This window comes from Curtobacterium flaccumfaciens, from assembly GCF_004361695.1.
GTDB lineage: Bacteria > Actinomycetota > Actinomycetes > Actinomycetales > Microbacteriaceae > Curtobacterium > Curtobacterium flaccumfaciens_B.
Genome location: NZ_SNVW01000018.1, coordinates 1 through 16,382, shown reverse-complemented (window position 1 = coordinate 16,382; position 16,382 = coordinate 1). Strand labels below are relative to the sequence as shown.

Genomic DNA, 16,382 nt, shown 5'->3' with positions numbered 1-16,382 from the left:
CCGGCCGATCGGCCGGGCCCCGCACATCAGGTCAGTGGATGACCCGCAAGCGATCCGCACTGTGGAGGAAACCCCCCAAAAGGCAGCAGCCACGCGCCGGAGCGCTACCCCTTGATCGCGATGTTCACGAGCTTCGGCGCCCGCACGATGACCTTCACGACCTCACGGTCCCCGATGTACCGCTGCACGTTCGCCGACGCCCGCGCCATGGCCTCGAGTTCGGCGGGGTCGATCGACTTCGACACCTCGAACGAGTCACGCACCTTCCCGTTCACCTGCACGACCGCCGTCAGGGTGTCCTGCACGAGCAGCGTCGGGTCGGCCTTCCGCCACCCGTACGTGGCGACGGTGGCCTCGTAGCCCAGCTTCTCCCACATCTCCTCGCCGGTGTACGGCGCGAAGACGCTCAGGCCGAGCGCGATGGTCTCGACGGCCTCGCGCACGGCGGGGTCGCCCGCTCCGGGGCCGCTGTCGATCGCCTTGCGGGTCACGTTCACGAGGTCCATCAGGCGCGCGATCACGACGTTGAACTTGAACGACTCCATCATCCCGGGCGCATCGGCCAGGAACCGGTGCGTGACCTGGCGGAGCGCACGGTCGCCCTCGGCCCAGACGACGTCGGGCGACGAGGTGACGTCGAGCGCCAGCCGGTACGCGCGGGCGAGGAACCGGGCGGACGCCGACGGGGAGACGTCCTCCCAGTTGATGTCGTCCTCCGGCGGACCGGCGAAGCCCATCACGAGGCGGATCGCGTCGACACCGTTCGCGTCGAGCTCGTCCCCGAGGGAGACGCCGCCCTTCGACTTCGACATCTTCGAGCCGCCGGAGAGCACCATGCCCTGGTTGAGCAGGGCCGAGAACGGTTCGGTGAAGTCGAGGTAGCCGAGGTCGAACAGGACCTTCGTGACGAAGCGGGCGTAGAGCAGGTGCAGGATCGCGTGCTCGATGCCGCCGATGTACTGGTCGACCGGCGCCCACTTGCGGGCGATGGCGGGGTCGAACGCCTGCGTGTCGTCGTTGGCGGCGAGGAACCGCAGGAAGTACCACGACGAGTCGACGAACGTGTCCATGGTGTCGGTGTCGCGGAGCGCCGGGGTGCCGTCGACCGGGTTGGGGACGTTCACCCAGTCGGTCGCGCCACCGAGGGGCGAGGTGCCCTTCGGCTTGAGGTCGAGGCCCTCGGTGTCCGGCAGGACGATGGGCAGCTGGTCCTCCGGCACCGGGTACTCGGTGCCGTCCGCGCCGTGGATGATCGGGATCGGGGTGCCCCAGAAGCGCTGGCGCGAGATGAGCCAGTCGCGCAGGCGGTAGGTCTTCGCGGCACGGCCGGTGCCGCGCTCCTCGAGCAGGCGGATGGCGGCGCCGATGGCGTGCTGCTTCGACATGCCGTCGAGGGGCCCGGAGTTGATCATCCGGCCCTGGCCGGTCAGCGCCTCGCCGGTGGTCGCCGGGTCCAGGTCCGGCAGCTCCGTGTCCGGGGTGATCACCGGGATCGCCCCGGTCACCGCTGCGTTGGTGTCCACCACGACACGGACGGGCAGGTCGAACGCCCGCGCGAAGTCGAGGTCGCGCTGGTCGTGCGCCGGGACGGCCATGACCGCGCCGTGTCCGTAGTCGGCGAGCACGTAGTCGGCGGCCCAGATCGGCAGGCGCTCCCCCGTCAGCGGGTGGATCGCGAAGCGGCCGAGCGGCACGCCCGTCTTCGGCCGGTCGGCGTTCTGCCGGTCGATCTCCGAGGTCTTCTGGGTGGCGACCAGGTACGAGTCGAACGCAGCACGGACGTCGTCCGGAGCAGACGACACGAGCGACGCCGCCAGGTCGGAGTCGGGTGCGACGACCAGGAACGTCACGCCGTGGATCGTGTCCGGACGCGTCGTGAAGACCGTGACGGGCTCGTCACGCCCCTCGATGACGAAGTCGACGTCGGCGCCGACCGAGCGGCCGATCCAGTTGCGCTGCTGCGCGATGACCTTCGCCGGCCAGCGACCCTCGAGCTGGTTGAGGTCGTCGAGCAGCCGGTCGGCGTACTCGGTGATCTTGAAGTACCACTGCGTGAGCTTCTTCTTGACGACGACGGCGCCGGAGCGGTCCGAGGTGCCGTCGGGCAGGACCTGCTCGTTGGCGAGCACGGTCTGGTCCACCGGGTCCCAGTTGACCCAGCTGTCCTTCCGGTACGCCAGGCCCTTCTCGTACATCTTGAGGAACAGCCACTGGTTCCACTTGTAGTACTCGGGGTCCGAGGTGTGGATCTCGGTGGTCCAGTCGAACGACGGCGCGTAGCGCTTGAACGACGCCTTCTGCTGCTCGATGTTCGCGTAGGTCCAGTCCTTCGGGTCGACCCCGCGCTTGATCGCCGCGTTCTCGGCGGGCAGCCCGAAGGAGTCCCAGCCGATCGGGTGCAGCACGTTGAAGCCCTGCTGTCGCCAGTACCGCGCCACGAAGTCGCCGAGCGCCCAGTTCTCGGCGTGCCCCATGTGCAGGTCGCCGGAGGGGTACGGGAACATCTCGAGGATGTACTTCCGCGGACGCGTGTCGTCGAGGTCCGTGGTGAAGAGACCGAGTTCCTCCCAGCGGGGCTGCCACTTCTCCTGGAGACGACGGAAGTCGTAGGCGTTCGGGTCGTCGACGGTCTGCTCGCTGGTCACGGTGAACAAGATTACAAGGCCTGGAGGCGCGGGTCGCCGCACCCCGTCGGCCCGCCTCCGCAGTCGGTCCGGTTCACGGCCCGACCAAGCGCCCGTCACGCATCCGCAGGGTGCGGTCGACGAGGTCGGCCGCGACCGGCACGTGCGACACGATGACGACCGTGCGGCCCTCGGCGCGGGCCGCGCCGACGAGGTCACGCAGGACGGCGTCGCCGAGGTCGGGGTCGATGTCGGCGGTCGGCTCGTCGAGCACGAGCACCGGGAAGGCGTGCAGGAGCGCGCGGGCGAGGGCGAGTCGGTGCGCCTGGCCGCCCGAGACGAGCTGGCCGCGCTCCCCCACCCCGGCGTCGAGCCCGCCGCGCCCGGTCGCCCACGCGCCGAGTCCGACGCGGTCGAGCACGGCGAGCAGGTCGTCGTCGGTGGCGGTCTCGCGGGCGAAGAGCAGGTTCTGCCGCACGGACTGGTCGAACACGAACGGGTCCTGCTCGATGAGTCCGACGCGGGCCCGGACGGCGTCGGGGTGCATGTCCTTCGCCTCGACCCCGTCGAGCGTGTAGGACCCCCGGTGGTCGACGAACCGGACGAGCGCGTCGACGAGCGTCGACTTGCCCGCACCGCTCGGCCCCTCGAGCACGACGACCTCGCCGGGACGGAGATCGAGCGACACCCCGTCGACCGCGGCGGTGTCGGCGCCGGGCCAGCGCACCGTCAGGTCGCGGAGGGATACGGCGACGGGGCCGTCGACGACGAGCGACGCCGGGTCGGCCGACGCGTCCGGCTCGGGGACGATGCCGGCGGGGACCTCGGCCGGCACCACCCGCTCGACGCGGTCGGCCGCTGCCCGCACCCGGCGGAGCGTGAGGACGGCGAGCGGAACCCCGCCGACGACCTCGAACAGGGCCAGCGGCACGAACACCGCGAGCGCCCAGAGCGGACCGTCGAGCGCACCGGACACCACCGCGGGTGCGCCGACGGCGAGGATGCCGATCACCGCACCACCGCCGACCAGGCCGACGAGCGCGCCGACGAGGGACTCCACGGTGCCGCGACGCCGGACGGCCGCGGTCACCCGTGCGTCGAGGCGCGCGATGTGTGCCAGCCGCTCGTCGAGCGTGCCGTACGCCGCGAAGACGTCGAGCGTGCGGACGGTGTCGAGCACGAGGTCGGCCACCTGCCCGCGTTCGGCCGCGGTCTGCTCGTCGGAGCGCCGGGCGATCGCGAGCGTCACGACCGAGCCGAGCACCGCGGCCACCGCGAGGGCGACCAGCAGCACGAGGGCCGCCGGGACGGACACGACCGCGACGGCCACGAGCGACAGGGCGGCGACGATGCCGGCGGACACGAGCGGCCCGACGACCCGGATCGGCAGGTCCTGCAGCCGGTCGGTGTCGGTCACGAGTCGCGTGAGCAGGTCGCCCCGCCCGGTGGAGCCGAGCCCCGCCGGCGCGACGGACGACAGCCGGCGGTACATCTCCGTCCGGACGACCGCGAGCTGCCGGAACGACGCGTCGTGCCCCGCCAGCCGGTCGACGTAGCGGAGCGCCGCACGTCCGAGCGCGAACGCCCGCACCCCGACCATCACCAGCGTCAGGTACAGGATCGGCGGGTGCTCCGCCGCACGCGTGATGAGGTAGCCGCTCGCGGCGAGGAGCGCGACCGCGCAGACCGCACTGAGCGCGCCGGCGGCGACCGCCTTCGCCCAGCCCGACCCGTGGGGCATGGCGAGCCGCAGGACGGAGCCGCCACGGGCCTCCCGGCTCATGCTCGCGCCCCGTCCGCCTGCGTGACGACGACCCGGCCGCCCACGTGCACGTCGACGCGGACGTCGGCGGCGGCGACGACCGCCGGTCGGTGGCTGGCGACGACGACCACGGCGCCGTCGTCGGCGAGGCGACGGACGGTGTCGACGACGTGCGCTTCGGCCTCGCTGTCGAGGGCGGAGGTCGGCTCGTCGAGCAGGACGAGCGGGGTCGCTGCCCGGCGGGCGCGGTGGAGCGCGCGGGCGACGCCGACGCGTTGGGCCTGGCCGCCGGAGAGCCCGGTTCCGCCGGATCCGACCTGGAGGCCCGGGTCGAGTCCCAGCCCCGCCTCGCCCAGGGCGGTCCGGACGGCGGTGACGTCGGGGGTCGCGCTGAGCGCGACGTTCTCGGCGATCGTCCCGCGGACGAGACGGGGACGCTGGTCGGCCCACGTCGTGCGTTCGGCGATCGTCGTGCCGGCCGCCCCCGGGACGGTCACGGTGCCGTCGTGGGGCAGCACGCCGCGGATCGCCGCGATGAGACTGGACTTGCCGGAGCCGCTCGGGCCGGCGAGCACGACGACGGTCCCCGGGGCGGCGCGGAGGTGGACGGGGCCGATCACGACGTCCGGACGGCGGACGGTCAGGCCGTCGAGGACGAGCTCTGCGGCGGCCGGGGCGCCGGCGGGTGGCGCGGGCGGGGCCGTGGTGTCGTCGAGCACGTCGAGGACGGCGGCGGAGGCCTCGACGCCGTCCTGCGCGGCGTGGAAGTCGGCGCCCACCTGCCGGATCGGGGCGAAGGCCTCCGGTGCGAGGACGAGCACGAACATCGCGGCGCCCAGCCCGAGCGACCCGTCGACGAGCCGGACCCCGATCGAGACGGCGACGAGGGCCACCGACAGGCTCGCCGCGAGCTCGAGGGCGAAGCCGCTGACGAAGGACAGCCGGAGCACACCGAGTGTGCCGCGGCGGTACTCGTCGGTGACGGTGCCGATCCGGGTGACCTGGCGACGTGCCCGCCCGAACACCTTGAGGGTCGCCAGGCCCTCGACGGCCTCGGTGAAGGTCGTGCCGAGCCGGGCGAGCGCGTCGGCCTGCCGCCGCTGCAGGGCCTGGGTGGCGAGCCCGATGAGGATCATGAAGACCGGGATCACCGGGAGCGCGCAGAGGACGATGAGCCCGCTGGTCAGGTCCCCGAACCCGATGGCGACCAGGAGCACGGGCGTGGCGACCGCGGTGAGCGCCAGCTGCGGCAGGTACCGGCCGAAGTAGGCGTCCAGCGCGTCGAGCCCCGGGCCGAGCGTGGTGGCGAAACCGGCACTCGAGCGCCCGGCGAGCCACGACGGCCCGCGCTCCGCCGCCCGCGCCAGGACGGTCGCGCGGAGCTCGCTCTTCACCCGGGCCGCCGCGCGTGCGGCGAGGTCGTCGGTGGCCCACGCCGCGACGGCACGGAGCACGAACGCCCCGCCGAGCAGACCCAGGGCCGGTGCGATCGCGGCGGGGACGGTGCCCTGCCGGACGGCGTCGACGCCGAGCGTGACGGCCGCGGCGATCCCCCACGCGATCGCGATGGTCGCGAGCGTGCGGAGGAGGCCCGTGCCGGCGGCCGCGACGATGAAGCCGCGCGCCGTGCGGGACAGGCGCAGGAGTCGCGGGTCGAGCGGCTTCATCGTCGGTGCCTAGTGCGCGGCCTGCAGGACCTGGGACCGCGAGACGCGCTTGCGGAACACCCAGTAGGTCCAGGCCTGGTACGCGAACACGAGCGGCACGAAGATCAGCGCCACCCAGCTCATCACCGTCAGCGTGTACGACCCGCTCGACGCGTTGTACACGGTCAGGCTGTTGGCCGGGTTCACCGAGTCGGGCATCACGTTCGGGAAGATCGCGGTGAACATCGCCAGGACGATCGCGGCGATCGTCACGGCCATGAGCGTGAACGCGCGGCCTTCCTTGCCCCAGGCGTTGCAGAGCACCGCGAGCACGAGCGCCAGCGCGGCCACGACCGACAGCACGAGCGACGCCGGGGTCGACCGGACGAACGCCATCGACACCAGGAACGCCGCACCGACGACGATCGTGACGATGCCGGCCCGGGTCGCCAGGCGCTTCGCGCGCTGCCGGATCTCGCCCTCGGTCTTGAGCGCGACGAACACGACGCCGTGCGTGAAGAACACGAGGAGGGTGGCGGCGCCGGCGAGCAGGGCGAACGGGTTGAGCAGGTCGAACAGCGTGCCCGTGTAGTTGTGCCCGGAGTCCATCGGGATCCCGCGGACGACGTTGCCGAACGCGACGCCCCAGAGGAACGACGGGACCGCGCTGCCGACGATGATCATGAGGTCGAAGCGGCGCTTCCACTCGAGGTGCTTGTTCTGGTGCCGGTACTCGAACGACACACCGCGGGCGATGAGGGCCGCGAGGATGAGCAGCAGCGCCAGGTAGAAGCCGGAGAACATCGTGGCGTACCACTCCGGGAACGCCGCGAAGAGGCAGGCACCGGCGACGATGACCCACGTCTCGTTGAGGTCCCAGACCGGGCCGATCGTGTTGATCAGGACGCGGCGGTCGGTGTCGTCCTTGCCGAGGAACGGCAGGGACATGCCGACGCCGAAGTCGAAGCCGTCGAGGACGAAGTAGCCGACGAAGAAGACGCCGACGATCGCGAACCAGAGAACCGGGAGATCCATCTCAGTACACCGTCACTTCGTGCTTGACCTCGCCGGTCTCCTCGTCGACCTCCGCCGGGGCGGCGGGGCCCTCCTGCGCGACCTTCTTGATGAGCCGGAACTCGACGACGGCCAGCGAGCCGTAGATGAGCGTGAACACGACCAGGGAGATGAGGACCTCGAGCCCGGTCACGTTCGGCGAGACGCCGTCGCTGGTCTTCAGCAGCCCGAACACGAGCCACGGTTGGCGGCCCATCTCGGTGAAGATCCAGCCGACGATCATCGCGGCCATCGGGAGCGGGACGGTCCAGGTGGCGATGCGCCAGACCCACCGCTTCGTCGGGAAGCGGCCCTTGCGGGTCAGCCAGAGCCCGGCGAGCGACACCATGACCGCGCCGACGCCGAGGGCGATCATCCAGCGGAACGACCAGTACGTCACCCAGATGATCGGCTTGTAGTCGCCCGGTCCGTAGACCTGCGAGTACTGCGCCTGCAGGTCGTTGATGCCCTCGACCGTGCCGTTGAAGGTGTGGGTCGACAGGAACGAGAGCAGGTACGGCACCCGGATCGAGAACAGCTCGTGCACGCCGTCCGGGGTGCCGAGGGTGAAGATCGAGAACGAGGCGTCCTTGCCGGTGGCGGTGTTGTACAGGGCCTCGGCGGCGGCCATCTTCATGGGCTGCGTGTCGACCATGGTGAGGCCGAGCTGGTCGCCGGTCAGCACCGTGAGGGCGCCGGCGGCGAGCATCGTCCACATGCCGAACTTCAGGGCCGGCATCATCGTCTCGAGGTTCTGGTTCCGCGCCAGGTGGTACGAGGCGACCGAGATGATGACCGCTGCGGCGACCATGAAGCAGGCGAAGAGGGTGTGCGGGAACGCCGCCAGCGCGACCTTGTTGCCGAGCACCGCCCAGATGTCGGTGAGTTCCGCGCGGCCCTTCGCCTCGTTGATGGCGTAGCCGACCGGGTGCTGCATGAAGGCGTTGGCGGCGATGATGAAGTACGCCGACATGATCGTCCCGGCGCTGACGCACCACATCGTGGCGAGGTGGACGCCCTTCGGCAGGCGGTCCCACCCGAAGATCCACAACCCGATGAACGCGGCTTCGAAGAAGAACGCGAGGATCCCCTCGAGCGCCAGCGGAGCGCCGAACACGTCACCGACGAAGCGGGAGTAGTTCGACCAGTTCATGCCGAACTGGAACTCCTGCACGATCCCGGTCACGACGCCCATGGCGAAGTTGATGAGGAAGATGCGCCCGAAGAACCGGGTCAGCTGGAGGTAGTGCGCGCGCCCCGTGCGGTACCAGGCCGTCTGGAACACGGCCACGACGACGGCCATGCCGATCGTCAACGGGACGAAGAGGAAGTGGTAGATCGTCGTCAGACCGAACTGCCACCGCGACAGGATGAGCGGATCGAGGATGTCGTTCATGCGGCGTGTCCTTGCCGGGTCGCCGCGCGCTGTTGGTGCACGTCAGTTGCTTCCTGTGGAAGGGGGAACTTCTGGTGTCACTGGCCGTTGGGACACCTCCACGTTACCGTGCGGACACCTCCCTCGACAAGTTGTAGAACCCTCGTTTGCACGAACGTGCAAGAGCAGTGCACGGCACAACCGTGCGGAACCGACGTGCGGGATGTCCGCTGCGCGAACGACGACAGGTGCCGGGCGATTGCCCGACACCTGTCGTTTTACTGCCGCTGGTCTCCCAGCCGTCCGCTACAGCAGGTCGTTGTCCTGCAGGAACGACTTCGCCACGGAGGACGCCGACTTCTCGTCGACCGAGTTCTGGCGGTTGAGCTCGATGAGCACGTCCGTCGTGAGGAGCTTGTTCACCTTCTCGATGGCGTCGGCCGCCTTCGAGTCGAGGTCCTTCGACACGATCGGCGTGACGTTGTTCGCCGGCACGAGGTGCTTCGGGTCCTCGAGCGTGACGAGCTTCTCGGTCTTGATCGAGGCGCTGGCGGAGTAGATGTCCGCGACCTGCGAGTCGCCGTCCTGGATCGCCTTGATCGTCAGCGGGCCACCGGAGTCGTTCTGCTGGTTGACCTCGCCGGTGATGCCGTACTTCTCCTTGAGGCCCTTCGGACCGTAGGCGGCCGTCGCGAACTCCGGGTTGGCGGCGATCGAGATGGTGCCACCGATCTTCGACAGGTCGGCGATCGACTTGAGGTCGTACTTGTCGGCGGTCGCCTGGGTCACCGTGTAGGTGTCGGCGTCTGACGCATCGGCCGAGGTGAGCGCCTTGACGTCGGACGGCAGGGCGGCCTTCAGGGCGGTGTTGATGCCGTCCGTCGTCGTCTCGGTGGTGGTGTCCTTGCCGTCCGCCTGGAGCAGGTAGTTCAGCAGGTTGCCGTTGTACTCGGGGAAGACGTTGATGCTCCCCTTCTCGACCTCGGGCCAGTACGCCTTGCGCTGCCCGATGTTGAGCTGCTTCTTGACGGTGAAGCCCTCGTGCTCGAGCTCCTGCGCGTAGAGCTCGGCGATGATCTCGTTCGAGGGGTACGCCTGCGAGCCGACGACGATGGTCTTGGAGTCCCCGCCGCCGGAGCCGGAGGAGAGCGGGTCGCTCGAGGAGCAGCCCGCGAGGGCGATGGCGGCCGCGGACGCGACGGCGATCGTCGCGGCGAGACGCCGGGTCGTTGCTGTGATCACGGGTGGGTTCCTTCCACAGGGGTTGATGCTCGTGGTGCTGAGCTGCGGGTGCTCCGACGCGACGTACTCGCCGAGCCGGCGGAGACACCCGCGGGGACGGCGAGCCGCTGCAGCGCGGCGAAGACGATCTCGAACGCGATGGCGAGGGCGATCACGATGATGGAACCGCCGAGCACCTCCGCGTAGTCCTGGTTGGCGATGCCGGAGAAGGCGTAACCGCCGAGTCCGCCGGCGTTGATGTAGGCGACGAGGGTCGCGGTGGCCACGACCTGCAGGACCGCGGCGCGGATGCCGCCGACGATGAGCGGCAGGGCGAGCGGCACCTCGACCTTGCGGAGGATCTGCCACCCGGTCATGCCCTGCGCCTTGGCCGCGTCGATCGTCACGCGGTCGATGGCCTCGACGCCGGAGTACGCCCCGGCGAGGACCGACGGGATCGCCAGCACGACGAGCGCGATGAGCGGTGCCTGCAGCCCGAGGCCGAGAGCCAGGGCGAGCAGGGTCAGCAGACCGAGCGTCGGCAGGGCGCGGATGCCCCCGGAGACGCCGACGGCGATCGAGCGCCCCTTGCCGGTGTGCCCGATCAGCAGGCCGAGCGGCACGGCGATGACCACGGCGATCGCGACGGCGAGGAGGGTGATCCAGATGTGCTCCCACAGCCGGACGCCGATCGCGTTCGCGCCGACGTTGTTCGCGGGGTCGAAGATCCAGGCGATGCCCTGGGCGAAGAGGTTCACGCGGAGACCTCCCCGGTGCGGACGTCGTCAGCGGCCGCGCGACGGACGCGCCGCGCGGTCCTGCCGCTCCCCCGCGTCCAGGGCATGACCAGCCGGCCGATCGCCACCAGGAGCAGGTCGAACACGAGCGCGAGCACGATCGTCAGGACGATCCCGGTCAGGATCTCGGCGCTGATGCCGCGCTTCAGGCCGTCCGTCAGCAGGAACCCGAGGTTCGGGATGCCGATCAGGGCGCCGACCGTGACGAGGCTGATCGTCGAGACGGAGACGACGCGGATGCCAGCGAGTAGGACAGGACCGGCGAGCGGGAACTCCACCTTGAAGAAGCGCTGCGCGGGCGAGTACCCCAGGGCCTCGGACGCGCCCACGACGTCGCGGTCGACCGCGTCGATCGCATCCGCCGAGGAGCGGGCCATCAGGGCGACGCCGAAGATCGTCATCGCGATGACCACGTTCACCGGGTCGAGGTAGCTCGTGCCGAGGATCGCCGGGAGCACCAGGAAGAGCGGCAGCGCCGGGATCGTGTAGAGCAGGCTCGCGACCACGACGATCGTCGACCCCGTCGCCCGCGCGGGACCACGACGCTTCCGGAGCCGCGACACGAGCAGCCCGATCGGCACCGACAGCACGAAGCTGATGAGGATCGGCGGGATCGACAGCCAGACGTGTGCGATCAGGTTGTCGCTGATCGTGTCGAGGTTGCCCAGGACCCAGTTCACGCGTCGCCCTGCTGCTCCTGCGGCACGGCCTCGGCGGCGTCGACGACCTGGACGGGCCCGGTGAGCACACCCGCGGCACGTCCCTCGCCGTCGACGACGATCGGACCGGTCGGCGTCTGCTCGACCCGGAGCGCGCGGCGGCCACGGCCCGCGCCGATGAAGTTCGCGACGAAGTCGTCGGCGGGTTCGGCGAGGATCTCCGCCGGCGTGCCGAGCTGGGCGATCTCACCGCCCTTCTTGAGGATGACGACCTGGTCGCCGAGCTTGAAGGCCTCGTCGATGTCGTGCGTCACGAAGACGACCGTCTTGCCGAGCTCGCGCTGCAGCCGGATGAGCTCGTCCTGCAGGTCGGTGCGGACGAGCGGGTCGACCGCGCCGAACGGTTCGTCCATCAGCAGGATGTTCGGGTCCACCGCCAGGCCGCGAGCGACGCCGACGCGCTGCTGCTGGCCGCCGGAGAGCTGCGAGGGGTACCGGTCCGCGAAGGCGCGGTCGAGCCCGACGGTGTCCATCAGCTCGAGGGCGCGCGCACGGGCCTCGGCCTTGGCGACGCCGGTCAGCAGCGGCACGGTGGCGATGTTGTCGACGACCTTGCGGTGCGGCAACAGCCCGGCGTTCTGCATCACGTAGCCGATCCGGCGACGGAGCTGCACCGGGTCGACCGCGGCGACGTCCTCGCCGTCGATCTCGACGGCGCCCGCACTCGGGTCCACCATCCGGTTGATCATGCGGAGCAACGTGGTCTTGCCGCAGCCGCTCGACCCCACGAAGACCGTGGTGGTCCGGGATGGGATGACGAGACTGAAGTCGTCGACCGCGTTGGTGCCGTCCGGGTACGTCTTGCGCACGGAGCGGAACTCGATCATGGGTGCCCTTCTGTTCGGAGGTAGCCCGACTCCGAGTGAGAGTACCCGTCGGGTACGACATCGGTTGCACGTGACGATCCGTGACGTGTTCCGGATGGTGCCCGACGGCCCTGGAGTCGATGCGGGCCGGACCGCAGCGCGGACGCACGACGACGCCCGCGCCTCCAGTTCGGAGCGCGGGCGTCGATGGATTGCCACGGCCGCTCGCGCGGCCGGACCAGCAGACCCGGCCGCTCGCGCGGCCGGATCAGCAGGGTCGTCAGCAGGGTCTGCTGTCGGTGCCGACGTCAGGAGGCGGCGAGCACCGTCTCGAGGTGGGTGCGGCTCATCCGGCGGTACTCCTCGATGAGAGCGGTGTCGGGGTGCGCCGGGTCACGGTGGGCGCGGGCGAGCACGGCGTGCGAGGACTCGGCGAGGACGACCCAGGTGCGGGCCATCCGCTCGCCGACCGGCAGGCCGAAGCGCTCGTGCATGATCTGCGCGACGGTCGCGCCGAGGGCCGCCATGCGGTCCTCGGAGTCACCGGTGCCGGTGTCCGCCGCGTCGCCGAAGCGGATCGCGCGGAAGCCCGGCTCGGTGCGGTACATCTCGGCCGTGACGTCGATCAGGGCGTCGCAGGCCTGCTGCCAGGTCGTCGCGTCGCTCTCGGCCAGGGTGCTCACGAAGCGCTCGGCGAGACGCTGGGTGCTGCGGATCGCCAGGGCCTCGACCACGGCGATGCGGTCCGGGAAGTAGCGGTAGACGGTGCCGATGGAGGCACCGGCGCGCTCGGCCACCATCGCGGTGGTCAGGCGTTCGAAGCCGATCTCGTCGATCACGGCGGCGGCGGCGTCGAGCAGGCCCGCGAGGCGCGCCGAACTGCGGGCTTGGACCGGCTCGTTCCTGAGCAGTGATGATCCCCCCGGCAGTGCGTTCGGTACCTCGGTGACGAGCACGTGTTCTCCTCTTGCGCCGACAGCGCGGTCTTGTGGGTGGGCGACGGACCAACTGTCGCAGAGACCGGCTGGAATATCGCTGCGACTCTCCCAAAGCACCTGCGAGGTCGTAGGTGTCCCGGTCCCGCCGTGGAATGATGAACAGATGCCCGACCCGACGCCCCACGAACCGTCGCTGGCCGAGCCGATCCTCCACCGTGCCGCCCGCATCGAGGACGCCGTCCAGGAGTTCCGTGAGCATCGCGCACGTCGCCGTGGCCTCGTCCCGACGGTGATCCCCTACACCGGGTACGGCGCCCCGGGCTGGATCCGTGTGCTCTGCCGCGTCCTGCTCACGCGGCGCGGACTCGCATCGGACGCCTCCTTCTACGGCGTCCGCGGGTGGAAGAGCTTCACGAGCGTCGCCGTCGACGACGCCGAGGTCACGATCACGGCTGGTGGGACAACCCACGTCGTGCAGTCCGACCGCGGCGGGGTGGTCGACACCATCGTGCCGATCGACCTCGAGCCCGGCTGGCAGACGATCAAGCTCTCCGCCGGGGGCATGCGCGACGTCGAGGCCGACGTCTTCATCGTCCACCCGGACACCCGCTTCGGCCTGCTGTCCGACATCGACGACACCGTCATGGTGACCTCGCTCCCCCGCCCGATGCTCGCGGCGTGGAACTCGTTCGTCCTCACCGAGCACGGCCGTCGCCCCGTGCCCGGCATGTCCGTGCTCTACGAACGCGTGCTCGCGCAGCACCCCGGCGCCCCGACGGTCTACCTGTCCACGGGCGCCTGGAACGTCGCGCCGACGCTGCAGCGCTTCCTCAGCCGGAACCTCTACCCGTCGGGCACCCTGCTGCTGACCGACTGGGGTCCCACGCACGACCGGTTCTTCCGCAGCGGGCAGCTCCACAAGCAGCAGAACCTCGAGCGCCTGGCGAAGGACTTCCCGGACGTGCAGTGGCTCCTCGTCGGCGACGACGGGCAGCACGACGAGTCGCTGTACGGCGAGTTCGCCCGCGCGCACCCCGAGAACGTCGCGGGGGTCGCCATCCGCCAGCTCTCCACGAGCGAGGCCGTCCTGGCCGGTGGTCGCTCGCGGGCGCAGGAACGCTCCCGTGAGTCGTCCGCCCCGTGGGTGTACGCGCCCGACGGCGCCGGCATGTGGTCGGAGCTGGCCCGGGTCGGGCTGGCCGAGGCCGACCCGGCCGACCCGCACTGAGCGGCTCGCCGCCCGCCGCGACCGCAGGCCCGCGCCCGCAGCCCGCGCCCGCGCGCCCGCAGCCCGCGCGTCCGGACGCCCGGACGCACCCGCTGTGGGGCCGCTCAGGACCCGCGGTCTCGCCCACGGCTGGCGGTGGTTGGATCGCCCCATGAGCGTTGCCACCCCACCGACCAACCGCATCGAGGACCACGCGCTGATCGGTGACACCTACACCGCAGCGCTCGTCGGGCGGGACGGCACGATCGACTGGGCCTGCCTGCCCCGGTTCGACAGCCACTCGACCTTCGCGTCGATCCTGGGCACCGAGGACCACGGCCACTGGACCCTGCGCCCCACCGACCCCGACGCGACCGCCACCCGCCGGTACGACCACGACACGCTCGTGCTCTCCACGGTGTGGACCACGAGCACCGGCATCGTCGAGGTCACCGAGTTCATGCCGATCGGCGCACACCGGGCGACGATCGTCCGTCGCGTCCGGGGCCTCCGCGGCACCGTCGAGGTCCAGCAGGTGCTCCGCATCCGGTTCGACTACGCCCGTGCCCTGCCCTGGGTCCGGCAGATCGGCGGCGACGACGACCCGGCGCTGCTGGCCACCGCCGGGCCGGCGTCCGTCATCGTCCGCGGGGTGCAGTTCCGGCCCGACGACCACCGGCACACGGCGACGAGCACGGTGCACGACGGGGACGTCGTCGACACCGCGCTCACCTGGTACCCCTCGCACCGCGAGCCGCCGGAGCAGCTCGACGTCGACGCCGCGCTCGACCGGACGCGCGCGTGGTGGCGGGAGTGGATGGCGCCGATCCGTACCGAGGGCCGCTACGTCCAGGCGACGCGGAACTCGCTCATGTTCCTCCGCGCGATGACGCACGCCGAGACCGGTGGCGTGGTGGCCGCCGCGACCACGAGCCTGCCGGAGGACCCGGGCGGGGAGCGCAACTGGGACTACCGCTACGTGTGGCTCCGCGACGCCTCGCTCGCCCTCGCCTCGCTCATCGCGCACGGGTACCGCGACGAGGCGGCGCACTGGCGCGGCTGGCTCCTCCGCGCGATCGCCGGCGACCCGGCCGACGTGCAGATCATGTACGGCGTCGCCGGCGAGCGGGAGCTGCCCGAGCGCACGCTCGACAACCTGCCCGGCTACGACGGGTCGACGCCCGTCCGCGTGGGCAACGGCGCCTACACGCAGTACCAGGGCGACGTCTTCGGCGAGGTCCTGGCCGCCCTGCACGACGCGCGCGAGCTCGGCGTCGAGGAGAACGCCGACTCGTGGGCGCTGCAGCGCGCGCTGCTCGGCTACGTCGAACAGCACTGGCAGGAGCCGGACAACGGCATCTGGGAGATGCGCGGCCCGCGACGGCACTTCACGCACTCGCGCGCGATGATCTGGGCGGCGTTCGACCGCGGGGTCGCCGCCGTCGAGGAGTTCGGGCTCGAGGGTCCGGTCGACCGCTGGCGCACCCTGCGCGCCGCCGTGCGCGCCGAGATCGAGGAGCACGGCTGGAACGCGGACCGGGGCAGCTACCGGCAGCACTACGACACCGACGAGGTCGACGCGAGCCTGCTCGTCCTGCCGCAGATCGGGTACCTGAAGCCCGATGACCCGCGCATGACCGGGACCGTCGCCGCCATTGAGGCAGACCTCCGCACAGGGTCTGACGGGCTCGTCCTGCGCTACCGGACGTCCTCCGGCTTCGACGGGCTCTCCGGCGCCGAGCACCCGTTCCTGGCGTGCTCGTTCTGGCTCGTCGAGCAGTACGCGGCGTCCGGTCGGGTCGACGATGCCGAGCGCCTCATGGACGTGCTCACCGGCTACGCCAACGAGGTCGGCATGCTCTCCGAGGAGATCGACGTCGCCACCGGGCACCACATCGGCAACACGCCGCAGGCGCTCTCGCACCTCACACTCGTGTCGGCGGCCGACGCCATCGCCCGCGCGCGCGGTGCGGCCGCGGGGCACCGCACCCGCCTCCCCGTCCACGACGGCGGCACGCGGTCGTGGACCGGCGAGGGCGAGCGCGCCGGCAAGACCGCGTAGCGCTCCCGCGCGTCGGAAGCAGTTCCGCGCGTAGGAAGCAGAATCGCGCGTAGGAGGTCGTTCTTTCCGACCCCCTACGCGCGATTCGTCTTCCCAGGTCGGGTGCGATGGGACGGAACGCACGCACAGACGGACTGGAGGCGCGGGGCCAGCAGGCACCGCGCCACCCGTC

12 protein-coding genes are annotated in these 16,382 nt (G+C 71.1%); 2 read left to right on the top strand and 10 right to left on the bottom strand.

All coding sequences use genetic code 11. The features are described 5' to 3' along the window. Positions 1-104: 104 nt before the first annotated feature. From leuS to EDF64_RS17445, 10 genes are all read right to left on the bottom strand, one after another. The gene (gene leuS / locus EDF64_RS17490; RefSeq protein ID WP_133521241.1) at positions 105-2,645 is read right to left on the bottom strand and encodes a leucine--tRNA ligase; all 2,541 of its coding nucleotides are present in this window, start codon (positions 2,643-2,645) and stop codon (positions 105-107) included. Positions 2,646-2,718: 73 nt separating this feature from the next. Beyond that, positions 2,719-4,407, bottom strand: coding sequence for a thiol reductant ABC exporter subunit CydC (gene cydC, locus EDF64_RS17485; protein WP_133521240.1), 1,689 nt, complete (start codon positions 4,405-4,407; stop codon positions 2,719-2,721). Next, positions 4,404-6,053 carry a thiol reductant ABC exporter subunit CydD gene (gene cydD, locus EDF64_RS17480; RefSeq protein ID WP_133521239.1) on the bottom strand — a complete coding sequence of 550 codons (1,650 nt, stop codon included), beginning with the start codon at positions 6,051-6,053 and terminating at the stop codon, positions 4,404-4,406. Before cydD ends, cydC begins: the two co-directional genes overlap by 4 nt. Before the next feature lie 9 nt (positions 6,054-6,062). Next, positions 6,063-7,067, bottom strand: a complete 1,005-nt coding sequence (gene cydB, locus EDF64_RS17475; protein WP_133521238.1) for a cytochrome d ubiquinol oxidase subunit II — start codon at positions 7,065-7,067, stop codon at positions 6,063-6,065. Between the two features lies 1 nt (position 7,068). Then, on the bottom strand, positions 7,069-8,481 hold the full coding sequence (locus tag EDF64_RS17470; RefSeq protein WP_133521237.1) for a cytochrome ubiquinol oxidase subunit I: 1,413 nt from the start codon (positions 8,479-8,481) through the stop codon (positions 7,069-7,071). 285 nt (positions 8,482-8,766) lie between these two features. Continuing rightward, positions 8,767-9,702, bottom strand: coding sequence for an ABC transporter substrate-binding protein (locus EDF64_RS17465; protein WP_243736450.1), 936 nt, complete (start codon positions 9,700-9,702; stop codon positions 8,767-8,769). Further along, positions 9,699-10,439 carry an ABC transporter permease gene (locus EDF64_RS17460; protein ID WP_133521236.1) on the bottom strand — a complete coding sequence of 247 codons (741 nt, stop codon included), beginning with the start codon at positions 10,437-10,439 and terminating at the stop codon, positions 9,699-9,701. The genes EDF64_RS17465 and EDF64_RS17460 overlap by 4 nt, the downstream gene beginning before the upstream one ends. Continuing rightward, positions 10,436-11,158, bottom strand: a complete 723-nt coding sequence (locus EDF64_RS17455; protein WP_133521235.1) for an ABC transporter permease — start codon at positions 11,156-11,158, stop codon at positions 10,436-10,438. Before EDF64_RS17455 ends, EDF64_RS17460 begins: the two co-directional genes overlap by 4 nt. Then, complete coding sequence (locus EDF64_RS17450; protein WP_133521234.1) at positions 11,155-12,024, bottom strand: ABC transporter ATP-binding protein; 870 nt, start codon at positions 12,022-12,024, stop codon at positions 11,155-11,157. The genes EDF64_RS17455 and EDF64_RS17450 overlap by 4 nt, the downstream gene beginning before the upstream one ends. Before the next feature lie 287 nt (positions 12,025-12,311). Continuing rightward, positions 12,312-12,959: a TetR/AcrR family transcriptional regulator gene (locus tag EDF64_RS17445; RefSeq protein ID WP_166645805.1), complete on the bottom strand. Its 648-nt coding sequence runs from the start codon at positions 12,957-12,959 to the stop codon at positions 12,312-12,314. A 145-nt stretch (positions 12,960-13,104) separates the two neighbouring features. Between EDF64_RS17445 and EDF64_RS17440 the strand changes: the two genes are divergently transcribed. Together EDF64_RS17440 and EDF64_RS17435 are read left to right on the top strand one after the other, a co-directional pair. Then, positions 13,105-14,169, top strand: a complete 1,065-nt coding sequence (locus tag EDF64_RS17440) for an App1 family protein (RefSeq protein WP_133521232.1) — start codon at positions 13,105-13,107, stop codon at positions 14,167-14,169. A 151-nt stretch (positions 14,170-14,320) separates the two neighbouring features. Then, positions 14,321-16,210: a glycoside hydrolase family 15 protein gene (locus EDF64_RS17435; RefSeq protein WP_133521231.1), complete on the top strand. Its 1,890-nt coding sequence runs from the start codon at positions 14,321-14,323 to the stop codon at positions 16,208-16,210. Positions 16,211-16,382: the final 172 nt, after the last annotated feature.